At 58.1% G+C, this 14476-nt stretch carries 14 protein-coding genes; 8 read left to right on the top strand and 6 right to left on the bottom strand.

What is annotated here, in order from left to right; genetic code table 11:
* Positions 1-27: 27 nt before the first annotated feature.
* From PJL69_RS18960 to PJL69_RS18970, 3 genes are all read right to left on the bottom strand, one after another.
* The gene (locus PJL69_RS18960; protein WP_271311084.1) at positions 28-654 is read right to left on the bottom strand and encodes a 50S ribosomal protein L25/general stress protein Ctc; all 627 of its coding nucleotides are present in this window, start codon (positions 652-654) and stop codon (positions 28-30) included.
* Positions 655-757: 103 nt separating this feature from the next.
* Positions 758-1384, bottom strand: coding sequence for a hypothetical protein (locus PJL69_RS18965; protein WP_271311085.1), 627 nt, complete (start codon positions 1382-1384; stop codon positions 758-760).
* Between the two features lie 92 nt (positions 1385-1476).
* The gene (locus PJL69_RS18970) at positions 1477-2643 is read right to left on the bottom strand and encodes an alpha-hydroxy acid oxidase (protein ID WP_271311086.1); all 1167 of its coding nucleotides are present in this window, start codon (positions 2641-2643) and stop codon (positions 1477-1479) included.
* A 143-nt stretch (positions 2644-2786) separates the two neighbouring features.
* On the opposite strand from PJL69_RS18970, the gene PJL69_RS18975 reads away from it, so the two are divergent.
* Both PJL69_RS18975 and PJL69_RS18980 read left to right on the top strand, forming a co-directional pair.
* Positions 2787-3332 carry a heme NO-binding domain-containing protein gene (locus PJL69_RS18975; protein WP_271311087.1) on the top strand — a complete coding sequence of 182 codons (546 nt, stop codon included), beginning with the start codon at positions 2787-2789 and terminating at the stop codon, positions 3330-3332.
* On the top strand, positions 3332-4711 hold the full coding sequence (locus PJL69_RS18980; RefSeq protein ID WP_271311088.1) for an ATP-binding protein: 1380 nt from the start codon (positions 3332-3334) through the stop codon (positions 4709-4711). Before PJL69_RS18975 ends, PJL69_RS18980 begins: the two co-directional genes overlap by 1 nt.
* 90 nt (positions 4712-4801) lie before the next feature.
* On the opposite strand, the gene trpA is transcribed toward PJL69_RS18980, so the two are convergent.
* Positions 4802-5593 carry a tryptophan synthase subunit alpha gene (gene trpA, locus PJL69_RS18985; RefSeq protein WP_271311089.1) on the bottom strand — a complete coding sequence of 264 codons (792 nt, stop codon included), beginning with the start codon at positions 5591-5593 and terminating at the stop codon, positions 4802-4804.
* An 86-nt stretch (positions 5594-5679) separates the two neighbouring features.
* Positions 5680-6165: an acyloxyacyl hydrolase gene (locus PJL69_RS18990; protein WP_271311090.1), complete on the bottom strand. Its 486-nt coding sequence runs from the start codon at positions 6163-6165 to the stop codon at positions 5680-5682.
* 266 nt (positions 6166-6431) lie between these two features.
* Between PJL69_RS18990 and ychF the strand changes: the two genes are divergently transcribed.
* The 6 genes from ychF (at position 6432) to urtE (ending at position 14109) form a co-directional block, all read left to right on the top strand.
* The gene (gene ychF / locus PJL69_RS18995; protein ID WP_271311091.1) at positions 6432-7529 is read left to right on the top strand and encodes a redox-regulated ATPase YchF; all 1098 of its coding nucleotides are present in this window, start codon (positions 6432-6434) and stop codon (positions 7527-7529) included.
* A 459-nt stretch (positions 7530-7988) separates the two neighbouring features.
* On the top strand, positions 7989-9269 hold the full coding sequence (urtA, locus tag PJL69_RS19000) for an urea ABC transporter substrate-binding protein (protein ID WP_271311092.1): 1281 nt from the start codon (positions 7989-7991) through the stop codon (positions 9267-9269).
* A gap of 63 nt (positions 9270-9332) precedes the next feature.
* Entirely contained in the window at positions 9333-11300 is a 1968-nt protein-coding gene (gene urtB, locus PJL69_RS19005) for an urea ABC transporter permease subunit UrtB (protein ID WP_271311093.1), read from the top strand.
* Positions 11301-11493: 193 nt separating this feature from the next.
* Positions 11494-12675, top strand: a complete 1182-nt coding sequence (urtC, locus tag PJL69_RS19010; protein ID WP_271311094.1) for an urea ABC transporter permease subunit UrtC — start codon at positions 11494-11496, stop codon at positions 12673-12675.
* On the top strand, positions 12672-13412 hold the full coding sequence (urtD, locus tag PJL69_RS19015) for an urea ABC transporter ATP-binding protein UrtD (RefSeq protein WP_058238114.1): 741 nt from the start codon (positions 12672-12674) through the stop codon (positions 13410-13412). Before urtC ends, urtD begins: the two co-directional genes overlap by 4 nt.
* A gap of 1 nt (position 13413) precedes the next feature.
* Positions 13414-14109 (top strand): urea ABC transporter ATP-binding subunit UrtE, encoded by a 696-nt coding sequence (gene urtE, locus PJL69_RS19020; RefSeq protein WP_271311095.1) that lies wholly within the window; start codon positions 13414-13416, stop codon positions 14107-14109.
* On the opposite strand, the gene PJL69_RS20420 is transcribed toward urtE, so the two are convergent.
* Positions 14091-14249 (bottom strand): Stf0 family sulfotransferase, encoded by a 159-nt coding sequence (locus PJL69_RS20420; protein ID WP_441347513.1) that lies wholly within the window; start codon positions 14247-14249, stop codon positions 14091-14093. The genes urtE and PJL69_RS20420 overlap by 19 nt on opposite strands.
* Positions 14250-14476: the final 227 nt, after the last annotated feature.

A 14476-nucleotide genomic window follows, 5' to 3' on the forward strand; every position in this document is an offset into this window, starting at 1 on the left:
ACACAAACCGCTGTTGCGGGGATGTGTTTATTCTTCTGCGGCTTCTTCGCCTTCGCCTTCATCTTCGTTGTCTGCGGAACGCAGGCCAGAAGGTGCGGACAGGTTGGCGATCACGAAGTCACGGTCGATGGTTGGCTTCGCGCCTTCAGGCAGGTCGATCTGGCTGATGGTGATCACGTCGCCGATGTCTTTGCCGGTCAGGTCAACAACCAGACGCTCAGGAATGTCACCTGCGGTCACGTTCAGCTCGACTTCAGGGCGCACAACGGTCAGAACACCGCCTTTTTTGATGCCCGGTGCCGCTTCTTCGTTTTCAAAGTCAACGTGAATGAACAGGTTGATTTTGGACGTACGACGCAGGCGCAGCAGGTCGATGTGGGTCGGAAGGTCTTTCACGGTGTCACGCTGAACGCCGCGGCAGATCACGCGCACGTCTTCCTGACCTTCAACTTTCAGGTTGAAGAGTGTGGACAGGAAGCGGCCTTCTTTCAGTTTCTTGAACAGAACGTTGAAAGGGATCTGGATTGCGAAAGGTTCACCTTCGCCGCCGTAAACAACACCAGGAACAAAACCGTCGCGACGCGCTTGACGAGCGGCGCCCTTGCCTGTCCCCGTGCGTACTTCGGCGTGAAGATCAGGAATCTGACCAGCCATATTGAATTCTCCATAAATTAGGGTGGGGTTCCTCCAAGGCTGTAACCCCACGTGAAGCCGCGCCTATAGCGCGGTTTTGCAAGAAAGCAAAGGGGATTCGCCGCTATGCGTCCCGAAAATCACGCAACACGCCACCCGCCGCTTTGACCCGCTCATAAAGCGCAAAGTCATGCGGGCGCGCGGCACGCATTGCAGCGGCCACCTCTTCAGAGATCGGCGCCGCCACATCTGGCGACACATTTTTGCGCTTGGGCAGGATTGGCTCTCCAAAACGGGCCGTCAGAAAGGCCAGCAACAGCTCCGGCTGATCATAGGCGAACAGGTGATGGACTGGCACGATGCCCGGTGTGAGCGACAGGAAAGACGCCTGAGAGCCGATGCCGGCAGATGGGCTTGGGGTCTTGCTGATCGCATCCATGACAAAAGCGTCAAAGCTGATGCCGCCATGGCAGGCCGGGTTGTCCGCGCCCATGCGTTCCGGGCTGCGGTACTTGTACCAGCTGCGCGCGTGGTCAATCGGATCACGGATCACCGCCACCCGCTCGGGATGCATCCCGTAGGTTTCCGCCAGAAACGGGGCAAGTTTTGCGTGATACTTGCCGATGGTCATGTGTTTCACGCTCTTGGTGAACACAACATCGGCGTGGGGGCGCAGCGTGGTTTCATACGCCGTGGAGCCAGTCTTCGGAACAGACAAAAACGCTAGATTTTGTTTGAAAAAGACCTGCATGCCTTCCACTTCCTTCTGCCCGGCCCGTTTATTGCGTGCCGGGCAGTGGAATGTCAAAGCGATTGATCAGGCCGGTTGATTGGGCCAGTTGATTAGGCCTGCCAGCGGCCTTCAAAGTTTTCTGGGACCAGCAGGATGTCGCGGTCCAGCTCTGTCACATTGCGACGACCGCAAAGCGCCATGGACACATCCAGCTCTTTGTGGATCACTTCCAGCGCCTTGGTCACGCCCGCTTCGCCCATCGCGCCAAGCCCGTAAACAAAGGCCCGCCCGATGTAGGTGCCCTTGGCCCCCAGTGCCAGCGCCTTCAGCACGTCCTGTCCGGAGCGGATGCCGCTGTCCAGATGCACTTCGACCTGATCGCCAACCGCTTCCATAATGGAGGGCAAAGCGCGGATCGCGCTGAGGGCGCCATCCAGCTGGCGGCCACCGTGGTTGGACACAATAATCGCATCTGCCCCCACTTTCAGCGCCATCTTGGCATCCTCAGCATCCAGAATGCCCTTCAGGATCACCGGGCCGCCCCATTGCTCTTTGATCTTGGCGATCTTGTCCCAATCCAAAGACGGGTCAAAACTCTGCGCAGTCCATGCGCCCAGATCGGCTGTGTCTGTCACGCCTTGCACATGGCCCACGATATTGCCGAAGTTGCGCCGCTTTGCGCCCAGCATTTCAATGCCCCAGCGCCATTTGGTCGCCAGATTGGCAATTGTGGATGGGGTCAGTTTGGGTGGGGCGGACAGGCCGTTCTTGAGGTCTTTGTGACGCTGACCAAGGATCTGCAGATCAAGCGTGATCACCAGAGCGGAGCATTTTGCATCTTTTGCCCGCTGGATCAGCCGGGACACAAAATCCTCATCTGTCATGGTATAAAGCTGAAACCAGAAAGGTTTGGTGGTGGCTTCGGCCACCTCTTCGATCGAATTGATCGACATGGTGGACAGGGTGAAGGGCACACCAAATTTCTCTGCGGCACGCGCGGCTTTGATCTCGCCATCCGCACATTGCATGCCAGTCAAGCCAACAGGTGCCAGCGCAACAGGCATGGCCACATCCTGGCCAATCATCTGGCTCGCAGTTGAGCGCCCGGCCATGTCCACAGCCACACGCTGGCGCAGGTAGATATCTGCAAAGTCAGAGGTGTTTTCCTGAAAAGTTTTCTCTGTCCAGCTGCCGGTTTCGGCATAGTCATAAAACATGCGCGGCGCGCGGCGCTTATAAAGACGTTTCAGGTCGTCAATGCAGGTGATCACGGTCATACGCTCAAAAATCTCCGTATTGGTAAATGTTCTTTACCAATGGAGCATGGTTGATGCAATACCCTTGTGGAATTAGGGTTTTGTTTACCATTTGTGCGCATTCTGTTCTTGTTTTTGAGTGTATTGGTATCGCGGAGGTCCGCATGAAAGGCATTGTTTTTGTCGAGTTGATCCGAATGGCGGAGGCCGTTCTGGGCGAAGAGGTTGTGGACGAGATTCTGGATGAGGCTGTGCTGGAGACAGATGGCGCATTCAGTGCGGTTGGCAACTATCCCTGTAAAGAGCTGCTGACGATTGTGGAGGCTGTGGGTGCGCGCACAGGGGTGCCGGTCGAGGCGCTGCATGTGCAATTCGGTCACTGGATGTTTGACCGATTTGTCGATGGGTATCCTGCGTTTTTTGAGGGAAAAACCGACGGGTTTCACATGCTTGAGTCCATCGAGGACGAGGTGCATGTAGAGGTGCGCAAACTCTATCCAGAGGTCGAGCTACCCAGATTTGACACGGAGCGTCTGCCAGATGGGCGTTTCAAGATGGTCTATGACAGTGAGCGCCCGCTGCACCATTTTTGCAAAGGTTTGATTGAATCCTGTATGGCGCACTTTAATCAGGCCGTGCATCTGGACATGCGTGATTATACGGCCAATGGCCGCTATACGGCTGAATTTCTCATTCAGAAAGCGGCTTGATGTTTCTGGGAGACACCATTCCCACGCCCACGACAGAGGTGTCGCGCCGACGCTACGATCGGCAAATGCGCGCGCGACAAGAGGCGGAGGGCCTGCTGGAGGCCAAAAGTCGGGAGCTTTACGAGGCCAATCAACGCCTCCAGAAGCTTTTGGATACATTGGAAACGGCGGTCAAAGAGCGCACTCAGGAGTTGGAGGAGGCCCGGTCCGCTGCTGAATCCGCCAATGAGGCCAAATCGGTGTTCCTGGCGTCCATGAGCCATGAGATCCGCACACCACTCAATGGGATATTGGGGATGGCGCAGGCGTTGCAGGATAGCGGCTTGTCTGCGGAGCAGGGGCAGCTCGTGAATATCCTGCGCGACAGTGGCACGCTTTTGCTCGCGCTCATCAATGATGTGCTCGACATCTCCAAGATCGAGGCGGGCAAGCTTGAGTTTGAGGCGATACCTTATGATCTGTCTGATCTCAGGGACGCGATGTTTAACCATTATCGTCTGCGCGCCGAAGAAAAGGGGCTGTCGTTCAACGTCAGCCTGTCAGATGCCGCCAAAACGCGCATCATCGCAGATCCGACGAGACTAAAGCAGGTGGCGGGCAATCTGCTGTCCAATGCAATCAAGTTCACCGAAACGGGTTTTGTTGCGCTTCATATCGATATGAAATCGACCTGTGCCGGTGATCCGGTTTTGGTCTTGAAAGTGAAAGATACGGGGCAGGGCATACCACAGTCACAGCAGCCGCAGCTTTTTCAGCGGTTCAGTCAGGCCAATGCCAGCGTCACCCGTATGCATGGCGGCACGGGGCTTGGCTTGGCGATCTCACGCCATATCTGTGAGTTGACGGGCGGCTCTATAAAGCTGCGCAGCGAGTCAGGCGCGGGGGCGGAGTTTCAGGCCAATCTGCTGGTCAAACATGCGCCGGAGACAGAGAAAGAGGAGCCCGCTCCAGCGCAGGCCGCGGACGCAGGTATCAGCTTTGCCGGCCTGCGCATTCTGGCCGCAGAGGACAATCGCACGAACCAGATCGTGTTGCGTCATATGTTGAAAAAAGCCGGGCCACCGGCGTTGACGATTGTCGGTGATGGGGAAAAGGCGGTGCAGGCGTGGCAGCAAGGCGGCTATGATATGATATTGATGGACATCAACATGCCGGTGATGGACGGCATGGAGGCCACGCGTCAGATCCGTGCGTTAGAGCATGAGAAAATGCTGGATCCCATCCCAATTGTTGCGGTCAGTGCCAATGCCATGGTGCATCAGGTCGCAGGCTATCTGCATGGCGGCATGACCGGCCATGTGGCCAAGCCCATCAGTCGCGACAAGCTGGTCAATGCAATGCAGGCTGCGCTCGCCCAATGCCAGCGTTCACTGGAATAGGCCGCAATTTGGGCGCTTGCACGCAATAAAAAAGGGGCCAGATGGCCCCTTTTGATACCGTCGTGTACCTGTGTCGGCAGGCTTATGTGCTCAGGCACGGTGTGCGCCGTCTGCCAGCGACTTTACAAAGGCCAGCACCTCGGCGGTGGACCTACCCGCCCCGATTTGGCTCACAATCGCAGAGCCAACCACAGCGCCATCCGCAACCGAGGCAATCTTTTGTGCCTTTTCGGGTGTGTTGATGCCAAAGCCCACGATCACAGGCAGATCGGTGCTGGCTTTGATGCGTGCCACTTCCGGGCCCACATCGGTGGCTTCGGCTTCGGCCGCGCCAGTGATCCCGGTGATGGAAACGTAATAGACAAAGCCAGACGTGTTCTGCAGCACTTTCGGCAGGCGTTTGTCGTCGGTTGTCGGTGTGGCCAGACGGATGAAGTTCATGCCAGCCGCCTGCGCGGGAATGCACAGCTCGCTGTCTTCTTCCGGGGGCAGGTCCACCACGATCAACCCGTCGATGCCAGCGGCTTTGGCATCCGCCAAAAATGTGTCGACGCCGCGTGAATAGATCGGGTTGTAATAGCCCATCATGACAATGGGCGTGGTGTCATCGGTTTTGCGGAATTCCGTCGCCATATCGAGCGTACGTTGCAATGTCATGCCGTTATCAAGCGCGCGCTGGCCGGCGAGCTGAATGGTCGGCCCGTCCGCCATCGGGTCGGTGAAAGGCAATCCCAGCTCAATGATGTCCACGCCCGCCTCAGGCAGCCCTTTCACAATCTCCAGCGAGCTGTCGTAATCAGGATCTCCCGCCATCACATAGGCCACAAAGGCCTTTTTCCCTGCGGCGGTCAGCTCTGCGAATTTGGCGTCGATACGAGTCATCGGCGGGTCCTTGTTTTTGGGTCACCTTCATGTGCCGGAAGGTGCGTGGGAAATCAATCCCACGCAAGACCCATCGCAAGGTCGCCTCAGAAAAAGTGGTGATACCGCAGGCTCAGAGTATTCACCCCCGGATTTCGATCGCCAAGACCACCGTTGGATTTATGCTGCACCGCCAGCGAAAAGGCAGCGCTCTCTGACACACGTCGCCCAACCGCAAGCAGGCTGCGAAATTCCAGCGTATTGCCCAGATCATTGCGGCTGTCGCCATCGACATAGGCGCCGGGCATGAAGCTCATCTCGGCAAACCAATGCTGATTGAAATCATACACACCAGACACCCCCGCCCCGACAAAGGCATCGCCTTCCTCATCAAGGGTCACAACGGTGGCGCCGGCGAAGGACCATCTGCCAACCTCGTGAAACGGGGCAAAGTGATATTCGACATTCAGTTCGGTGGTGTCAGTGGCCTCTCTGTCGTTGAAATCAGCATATCCGAGGCCAACAATGAGCTGTTGTGCGGCCACGGGTGTTGCAAGCAGCAAACTCGCTGCGAGTGATATCAGAAGTTTCATTTGCGTGTCTTTCCGTCAAAAGCATCGCCTCCTGTCTTCCCCAAACTACCACTTAAGCCCTCATTCCCAGAGATCAATTTGTCTCGGTCCATGTCACAAACACTTGTAAAGCCGTGAGCTCAGTCGTGATCAGGGGGTGCATTCGGGGCCTTGGTACAAAAACGCGGTCCAAAACCCGTTATTTCGAAGGGCGATCCCGTCACGTGGCTTGCGTCGCGACAGGACTCTGCCTATGAGCAGCACAAACAAGTGACAGGAGACCGGACATGGGTTTCAAAATGGGCATCGTGGGATTGCCGAATGTTGGCAAGTCCACGCTTTTTAATGCGCTGACCAAAACCGCAGCTGCGCAGGCGGCAAACTTTCCGTTCTGCACCATCGAACCCAATGTGGGCGAAGTGGGTGTGCCTGATGCGCGCCTTGATAAGCTGGCGGCCATCGCGCAATCCAAACAGATCATCCCGACGCGCATGACTTTTGTGGACATTGCCGGTCTGGTCAAAGGCGCCTCCCAAGGTGAGGGTCTGGGCAACCAGTTTCTGGCCAATATCCGCGAAACCGATGCCATCGCCCATGTGCTGCGCTGCTTTGAAGACGGCGATGTGACCCACGTGGATGGCCGTGTGGATCCGGTGGCCGATGCCGAAACCATCGAAACCGAGCTGATGCTGGCCGATCTGGAAAGCATCGAGAAACGCCGCGCCAATCTGGTGCGCAAACTCAAGGGCAACGACAAAGAGGCCCAGCAGCAGGATCGCCTGCTGCAGATGGCGCAGGAGGTGCTGGAAAACAGCCAGCCTGCCCGTGTGGTTGAGATCGATGAAGAAGACGCCAAAGCCTGGAAGATGCTGCAGCTTCTGACCACCAAGCCGATCCTGTATGTCTGCAACGTGGGCGAAAGCGAAGCCGCAGAAGGCAACGCCCATTCCGCAGCCGTGGCAGAGATGGCCGCCAAACAGGGCAACAGCCATGTGATCATTTCTGCGCAGATCGAAGAAGAGATCAGCCAGCTGGAAGACGAAGAAGCAGAGATGTTCCTCGGCGAAATGGGGCTGCAAGAGGCGGGCCTCGACCGTCTGATCCGCGCAGGCTACGAGCTGTTGCAGCTGGAAACCTACTTCACGGTTGGCCCGAAAGAGGCCCGTGCATGGACCATCCGCAGAGGCACCATGGCACCGCAGGCCGCGGGCGTGATCCACGGCGACTTTGAAAAAGGTTTCATCCGTGCCGAAACCATCGCCTATGACGACTACATCGCCTGCGATGGCGAAAGCGGCGCCAAAGAGGCCGGCAAAATGCGCGCAGAGGGCAAAGGCTACGAAGTGAAAGACGGCGATGTCATGCACTTCCTGTTCAACACCTAAACGCCGCATCTTTTGACACGCTCAAGCGCCCGGAGGCCCAGCCTCACGGGCGCTTTTTGTTGTGCATTCAATTTTTAGGAGATGTTACTGGCGCCAATGCATGATTAAGAAGTGACTCCGGTAAGGCGACACTGCCCCAAAAACACGCAGTTTACGTCTTTAACGCCCTGTTAATCGATTAAATTGCGGGCATAAGTCGCTATTTTTGCTCAAAAAATGACCTCGTGCCCGCGAGGTATACACATTCCCGCTCTCAAATTTGATTATCCGGGGCCCATGCCAAAGGGTAAGGGCGCCCAGGCAGGACAGAATTCAATCAAACGCGCTGGGTGTGTGACGGCCAACGAATTGGACCTCGGTACAGCCGCCACACGGATGCAACAAAAGTTGCGGGATCAGGTAATGGAAACAGGCGCCCGGGCGCAAGCGTTTCTGCGCCATCCCCGCAGGGAGAATTTTATGACCTTTCTGAAATCCACGCTCGCCGGATCTCTGGTTTTTGCTTCGCTCGCAGGGGCGGCGATGGCTGCGGAAGACACCATCAAAGTGGGCGTTCTGCACTCGCTGTCTGGAACCATGGCGATCTCTGAAACCACGCTGAAAGACACCATGCTGATGCTGATCGATCAGCAAAACGCCAAGGGTGGCCTGCTGGGCAAACAGTTGGAAGCGGTGGTCGTGGATCCAGCTTCTGATTGGCCGCTGTTTGCAGAAAAAGCGCGCGAGCTGCTGACCGTGCATGAAGTGGACGTGATTTTTGGCAACTGGACCTCTGTGTCGCGCAAATCCGTGCTGCCGGTGATCGAAGAGCTGAACGGTCTGCTGTTCTACCCGGTGCAGTATGAGGGCGAAGAAAGCTCCAAAAACGTGTTCTACACCGGTGCCGCGCCAAACCAGCAGGCGATCCCGGCCACCGACTATTTCCTTGACGAACTGGGTGTTGAGAAATTTGCCCTCTTGGGCACCGACTATGTCTACCCACGCACCACCAACAACATCCTTGAGTCTTACCTGAAAGACAAAGGCATCGCCGACGAAGATATCTTCGTGAACTACACCCCATTTGGTCACTCTGACTGGTCCAAAATCGTGGCAGACGTTGTCGCGCTGGGCGCGGATGGCAAAAAAGTGGGCGTCATTTCCACCATCAACGGCGACGCAAACATCGGCTTCTACAAAGAGCTGGCAGCGGCAGGCATTTCTGCCGATGACATCCCGGTTGTGGCCTTCTCTGTGGGCGAAGAAGAGCTGGCCGGTTTGGACACTTCCAACCTCGTCGGTCACCTCGCAGCGTGGAACTACTTCCAGTCCGCCGACGCTGAAGTGAACGCAGAGTTTGTGGAAACCTGGAAAGCCACCATGGGCGAAGAGCGCGTGACCAACGACCCGATGGAAGCCCACTATATTGGCTTTAACATGTGGGTGAATGCCGCGGCTGAAGCGGGTTCCACCGAAGTGGATGCCGTGCGCGCCGAGATGTACGGCCAGGAATTCCCGAACCTGACCGGCGGCACCGCCGTGATGTTGCCAAACCACCACCTGGCAAAGCCGGTTCTGATTGGCGAAATTCAGGAAGACGGTCAGTTTGACATCATCTCCCAGACCTCAGAAGTGCCTGGCGATGCCTGGACAGACTTCCTGCCAGAATCTGCGGTTCTGAAGTCCGATTGGAAAGATCTGGATTGCGGCATGTACAACACCGAAACCAAAACCTGTGTTCAGACCCTGTCTAACTACTAAGGTTTGACCCTTGTGGGGTCGCCTGTGTGGCGGCCCCAACCTTTACTTCGCGGACTTCCTCACATGAGACACTTCCTTTTGGCAGGCCTTGCCCTCTTGGCCGCTTGCCTGATTTCGCCCGACCGGGGGCAGGCGCAGGGCGCCTCGATCCAGTCGATTTTGCAGGAACATCAAGCGCTTATTGTGAAAAGCTCGCGTAAGACTATTGGCCCGGCGATTGCGGCTGTGGCCAGCTCTGGATTGCCGCAAGCACAGACGGTGCTGGAGGTTTGGGCCGCCAAGAATATGTGGCAGCGCAAGTCTGACGGGCTGTTTTTCATTGGCGAGAAAATCGACAGCAAAACCTACGCGCTGACCGATTTTGACAGCGGCGCGTCTGTTGGCGCGTTTCCCAAAAAAGAACTGAAACAGCTCAAACCGAACAGCGGCATCCGCGCGCTGATTGGCACCGCGCTGGTGCAGTTTCAGCTGAGCGATCCCAACGTTGAAGCCCGCCGCGCCGCGCTGGTCTCTATTGAGCGCGACCCAGAGGCCAGTCTGCTCGCCCCCCTGCGTGCCTCGATTGAAGGCGAGACAGATGTAGCGCTGAAGGCACAAAAGCAGCGCCTCGAGCGATTGCTGACTATCAGCTACGACACAGATGAAGCTGCGCGCCTTGCGGCCATCGCCGATATGTCCGGCGATCTCGGTGTGGATGTGCGCGCAACGCTCAATCCGCTGCTGACGATCAAACGCGATGTGGGTGCAGGTGCCGCGCCAGACGGCGTTAACATCGCCGCGCTTCTGACACCGGGGCAGGGGGCGTTTGATCGCCTCACCGCCTACGATATGCTTGTCGCCAAAGACCTCGCGCCCGCACGCATCAGCCGTGATGACATCCGCACCCAGCTTGCCGCCCATATCGATGGCGCCCGCGTCGGCGGTGTACCGGTGGCGCAGCTCAACACCGAGGCCAACCGTCTGACAGCGTACAATGCGCTGGCAGAGGCAGGCACCGTGCCCGCCTTTGTGACCGACACCGAGATTGACGCAGCGCTTGCCGCGCACACATTTTATGACGCCTATCTGGAGCCGTCCCAAGCGGTGACCGATGCCGCTGCTGAGGCGCTGAAAGACATCGAGTTGAAAGTGGGCCTCAACCAGACGCTGGACCTCACGCTTGATGCGCTCTCGCTCGCCTCGATCTACTTCCTCGCCGCCATCGGCCTCGCCATCACCTTTGGCGTGATGGGGGTCATCAACATGGCCCATGGCGAGTTCATCATGATGGGCGCCTACACCGGCTATGTGGTGCAACAGATCATCCCCGATCACACCGTCTCGATCATTGTCGCCATCCCCACCGCCTTTGCCGTGACCTTTGCCGCCGGTGTGGCGATGGAGCGTCTGGTGATCCGCTGGCTTCAGGCCCGCCCGCTGGAAACCCTGCTCGCCACCTTCGGCATCTCCATCGCGCTGCAACAGCTTGCCAAGAACATCTTTGGCACACAGGCCCGCCCACTCACGGCGCCGGGGTGGCTCGATGGCGCATGGGTGCTCAACGATGTGGTCGCGATCAGCTACATCCGCATCGCGATCTTCATCCTTGCGCTGATCTTCCTCGCGGTCTTCCTCTACATCATGAAACGCACGCGGCTGGGTCTTGAAACCCGCGCGGTCACGCAAAACCCGCGTATGGCCGCCTCCATGGGCATCAACCCCGATCGCGTGAACATGCTGACCTTCGGTCTTGGCTCCGGCATCGCGGGCATCGCGGGCGTGGCCATCGGTCTGTTTGCCAAAGTCACTTCTGAGCTGGGCAGCGACTACATCGTGCAGAGCTTCATGACAGTGGTTGTCGGCGGCGTCGGCAACATCTGGGGCACCTTGGCGGGGGCTGCCATGATTGGCTTCCTGCAAAAAGGCATTGAGTGGATGAACCCCTCCAACACCTTGGCAGCTCAGACCTACATGATCATCTTCATCATCATTTTCATCCAGTTCCGGCCCCGAGGTATCATCGCCCTCAAAGGCCGCGCGGCGGGGGATTGAACCATGACGATGTGCAACACACAGGGCAGCCCCCGTGCCGCACGGGGCGCACACCACACGCACCACACCATGATGTGCCACGCCCTTTCCAGCTATTCTATGATTTGCACTCAAGCCCCCGCCCCGTGGGGGGGCGGCACGGGGGCTGCCCGACCTTTCGGTCGGGAGGTGCAGCTTGCAGGAGATTTGTCCCATGCAGCGTAGTTTCATCGCCAAGAACCCCTCGGTTCTGATCTTTCTCGCCATCCTCGCGCTGTTCACCCTGCTGGTGACCGTCATGTCCGAAGGCTTTGGCGTGGGGGGCATCTCCACCAGCTTCATCAAGACGCTGGGCAAAACCCTCTGCCTGTGCCTCATCGCCCTCGCGATGGATTTGATCTGGGGCTACACCGGCATCCTCAGCCTCGGCCATTTCGCCTTTTTTGGGTTGGGCGGCTATATGATCGGCATGTGGCTGATGTATGAGCGCACCCGCTTGATTGTGGTGGACAGCCTCGCCAACGCCGAAATCCCGCCCACCGACGCAGAGGTGATCGACGCCATCGGCAATCAGATCTTTGGCGTTGTCGGCAGCAGCGATTTCCCCCTGATCTGGGCCTTTGCCGATAGCCTCACCATCCAGTTGGCGCTGGTTCTGCTGGTGCCCGGCCTTCTGGCGCTGATCTTTGGCTGGCTCGCCTTCCGCAGCCGCGTCACCGGGGTCTATCTCTCGATCCTCACCCAAGCCATGACATTGGCACTGGCTCTCTACCTGTTTCAGAACGACAGCGGCCTGCGCGGCAACAACGGCCTTTCGGGCTTGCAAAACCTGCCAGGTGTCACCGCCTCACAGGATCATGTCTCGCTCTGGTTCTTTTGGGCGTCGGCGGCAGCACTTGGCGCGGGCTATCTGCTCTGTGCCTGGCTGGTCAGCGGCAAATTCGGCTCCGTCATTCGCGGCATCCGCGACAATGAGGCCCGCGCACGCTTCCTTGGCTATTCGGTGGAAACCTACAAGCTCGTGATCTTTACGCTCACCGCCTGTATCGCGGCCATCGCCGGGGCGCTTTACTACCCGCAGGCCGGGATCATCAATCCGGCAGAAATCGCGCCGATTGCCTCGATTTACCTCGCGGTCTGGGTCGCCATTGGCGGACGCGGGCGGCTGTATGGCGCCGTGATTGGCGCGGCTTTTGTCAGCCTGCTGTCCACATGGTTCACCGGCGGGCAGGCCCCGGATGTGAACTTGGGCTTTTACACCATCAAATGGGTCGACTGGTGGCTGGTGCTCTTGGGCCTGTCCTTTGTATTGGTCACGCTCTTTGCCCCAAAAGGCATCGGCGGGCTGATCGACATCCTGTCTGACCGCCGCGCGGCCAAGGAGGCTTCCCAATGAGCACACTTCTTGAAGTTTCCGGTGTCTCGGTCACTTTTGATGGCTTTCGCGCCATCAACAATCTGTCGTTCCAGATCGGTGAGGCCGAAATGCGCGCGGTGATTGGCCCCAACGGCGCAGGCAAAACCACCTTCATGGATATTGTCACCGGCAAAACCCGGCCGGATGAAGGCCGGGTGATCTGGGGGGAGAAATCCATCAGCTTGCTGGGTATGAACGAAGCCCGCATTGCACAGGAAGGCATCGGGCGCAAATTCCAGAAACCCACCGTGTTTGAAGAGCAGACCGTGCAGGAAAACCTGCTGATGGCACTCAAAAAGCCGCGCGGCTGGTTTGCGGTGCTGACCTATCGGCCCAGCGATGCGGATCTCGCCAAGGTCGATGACCTTGCCGCACAGATCGGCCTCACCGATCAGCTCACCCGCACCTCCGGCGAACTCAGCCACGGGCAGAAGCAATGGCTGGAAATCGGCATGTTGCTGGCACAGGAGCCGCGCCTGCTGCTGGTGGATGAACCCGCCGCTGGCATGACCCCGGCAGAGCGCGAACACACCACCGACATTCTGGTCGAAGCCGCCAAAACCCGCGCCGTGGTGGTGGTGGAGCATGACATGGAATTTGTGCGCCGCCTCAATTGCAAAGTCACTGTGCTGCACGAAGGGGCCGTTCTGGCCGAGGGCAGTCTGGATCACGTCACCGCCGATCAGAATGTGATCGACGTCTATCTGGAGCGCTGAGATGCTGACACTGAAAGACACCACGCTGCATTACGGCCATTCCCAGATCCTACATGGCATCTCCATGGAGGCGCAAAAGGGCGAAGTGACCTGCGTCATGGGCACCAATGGCGTCGGCAAGACCAGCCTGATCAAGGCAATTTCCGGCACCCATCCCCGTTCGGGCGGCACGCTGTCGCTTGATGGGGAGGCCCTGCCGCCACTGCCCGCACAGGCCATGGCCCACAAAGGCGTCGCCTATGTGCCGCAGGGGCGCGAGATTTTCCCGCTGCTCACTGTGCGCGAAAACATGGAGACCGGCTTTAACTGTCTGCCGAAGTCAGAGCGCGCCGTGCCCGGAGAGATGTTTGAACTCTTCCCGGTGCTCAAGGAAATGCAGGGCCGACGCGGAGGGGATCTTTCGGGTGGGCAGCAGCAACAGCTCGCCATCGCCCGCGCGCTGATCACCCGTCCCAAACTGCTTTTGCTGGATGAACCGACTGAGGGCATTCAGCCCAACATCATCCAGCAGATTGGCGAGGTCATCAAACTGCTGCGCGATCAAGGGGAGATGGCGATAGTGCTGGTCGAGCAGTATTTCGATTTTGCCTACGATCTGGCGGATCGCTTCGTCGTGCTGCGCCGGGGGGAGGTCATGCTGGAGGGCACCAAAGCCACGCTGGACCGTGACGAGCTCCTTCAGAGCGTTTCGGTGTGACCCTGCTCTAATCGGGTCAACGCCTGATAGTGTCTGATCCAGTCCCGGCTTGTCGCGTCCGCCAGTTTTTTGGTGTCGGGCGTGATATGATTAGCGGTTGTTTGCGGTAGGCCCAGATAACGGAGCACCGCTGCATGCAGGTTTTGGGGTAGCGCCTGCGATGCAGCCTGCGCGCGACATCCATGTCCAAACGTCTGTCCCTGGCAGACACATCACATTCATACGACAGAGACGCGGGCACATCGGCGATCCCGGTGGCGGCCGGCATCTGACAAAACATGGTGCTCCCACTGCGGGGCAGGGGCGGGCAGTTTTCTCCCCCGTTGCGTTTGTCTTTCTGCACCGTTCGTTGGCTCTGCCGGGTATA

This window comes from Shimia sp. MMG029 (genome assembly GCF_027947445.1).
GTDB lineage: Bacteria > Pseudomonadota > Alphaproteobacteria > Rhodobacterales > Rhodobacteraceae > Shimia.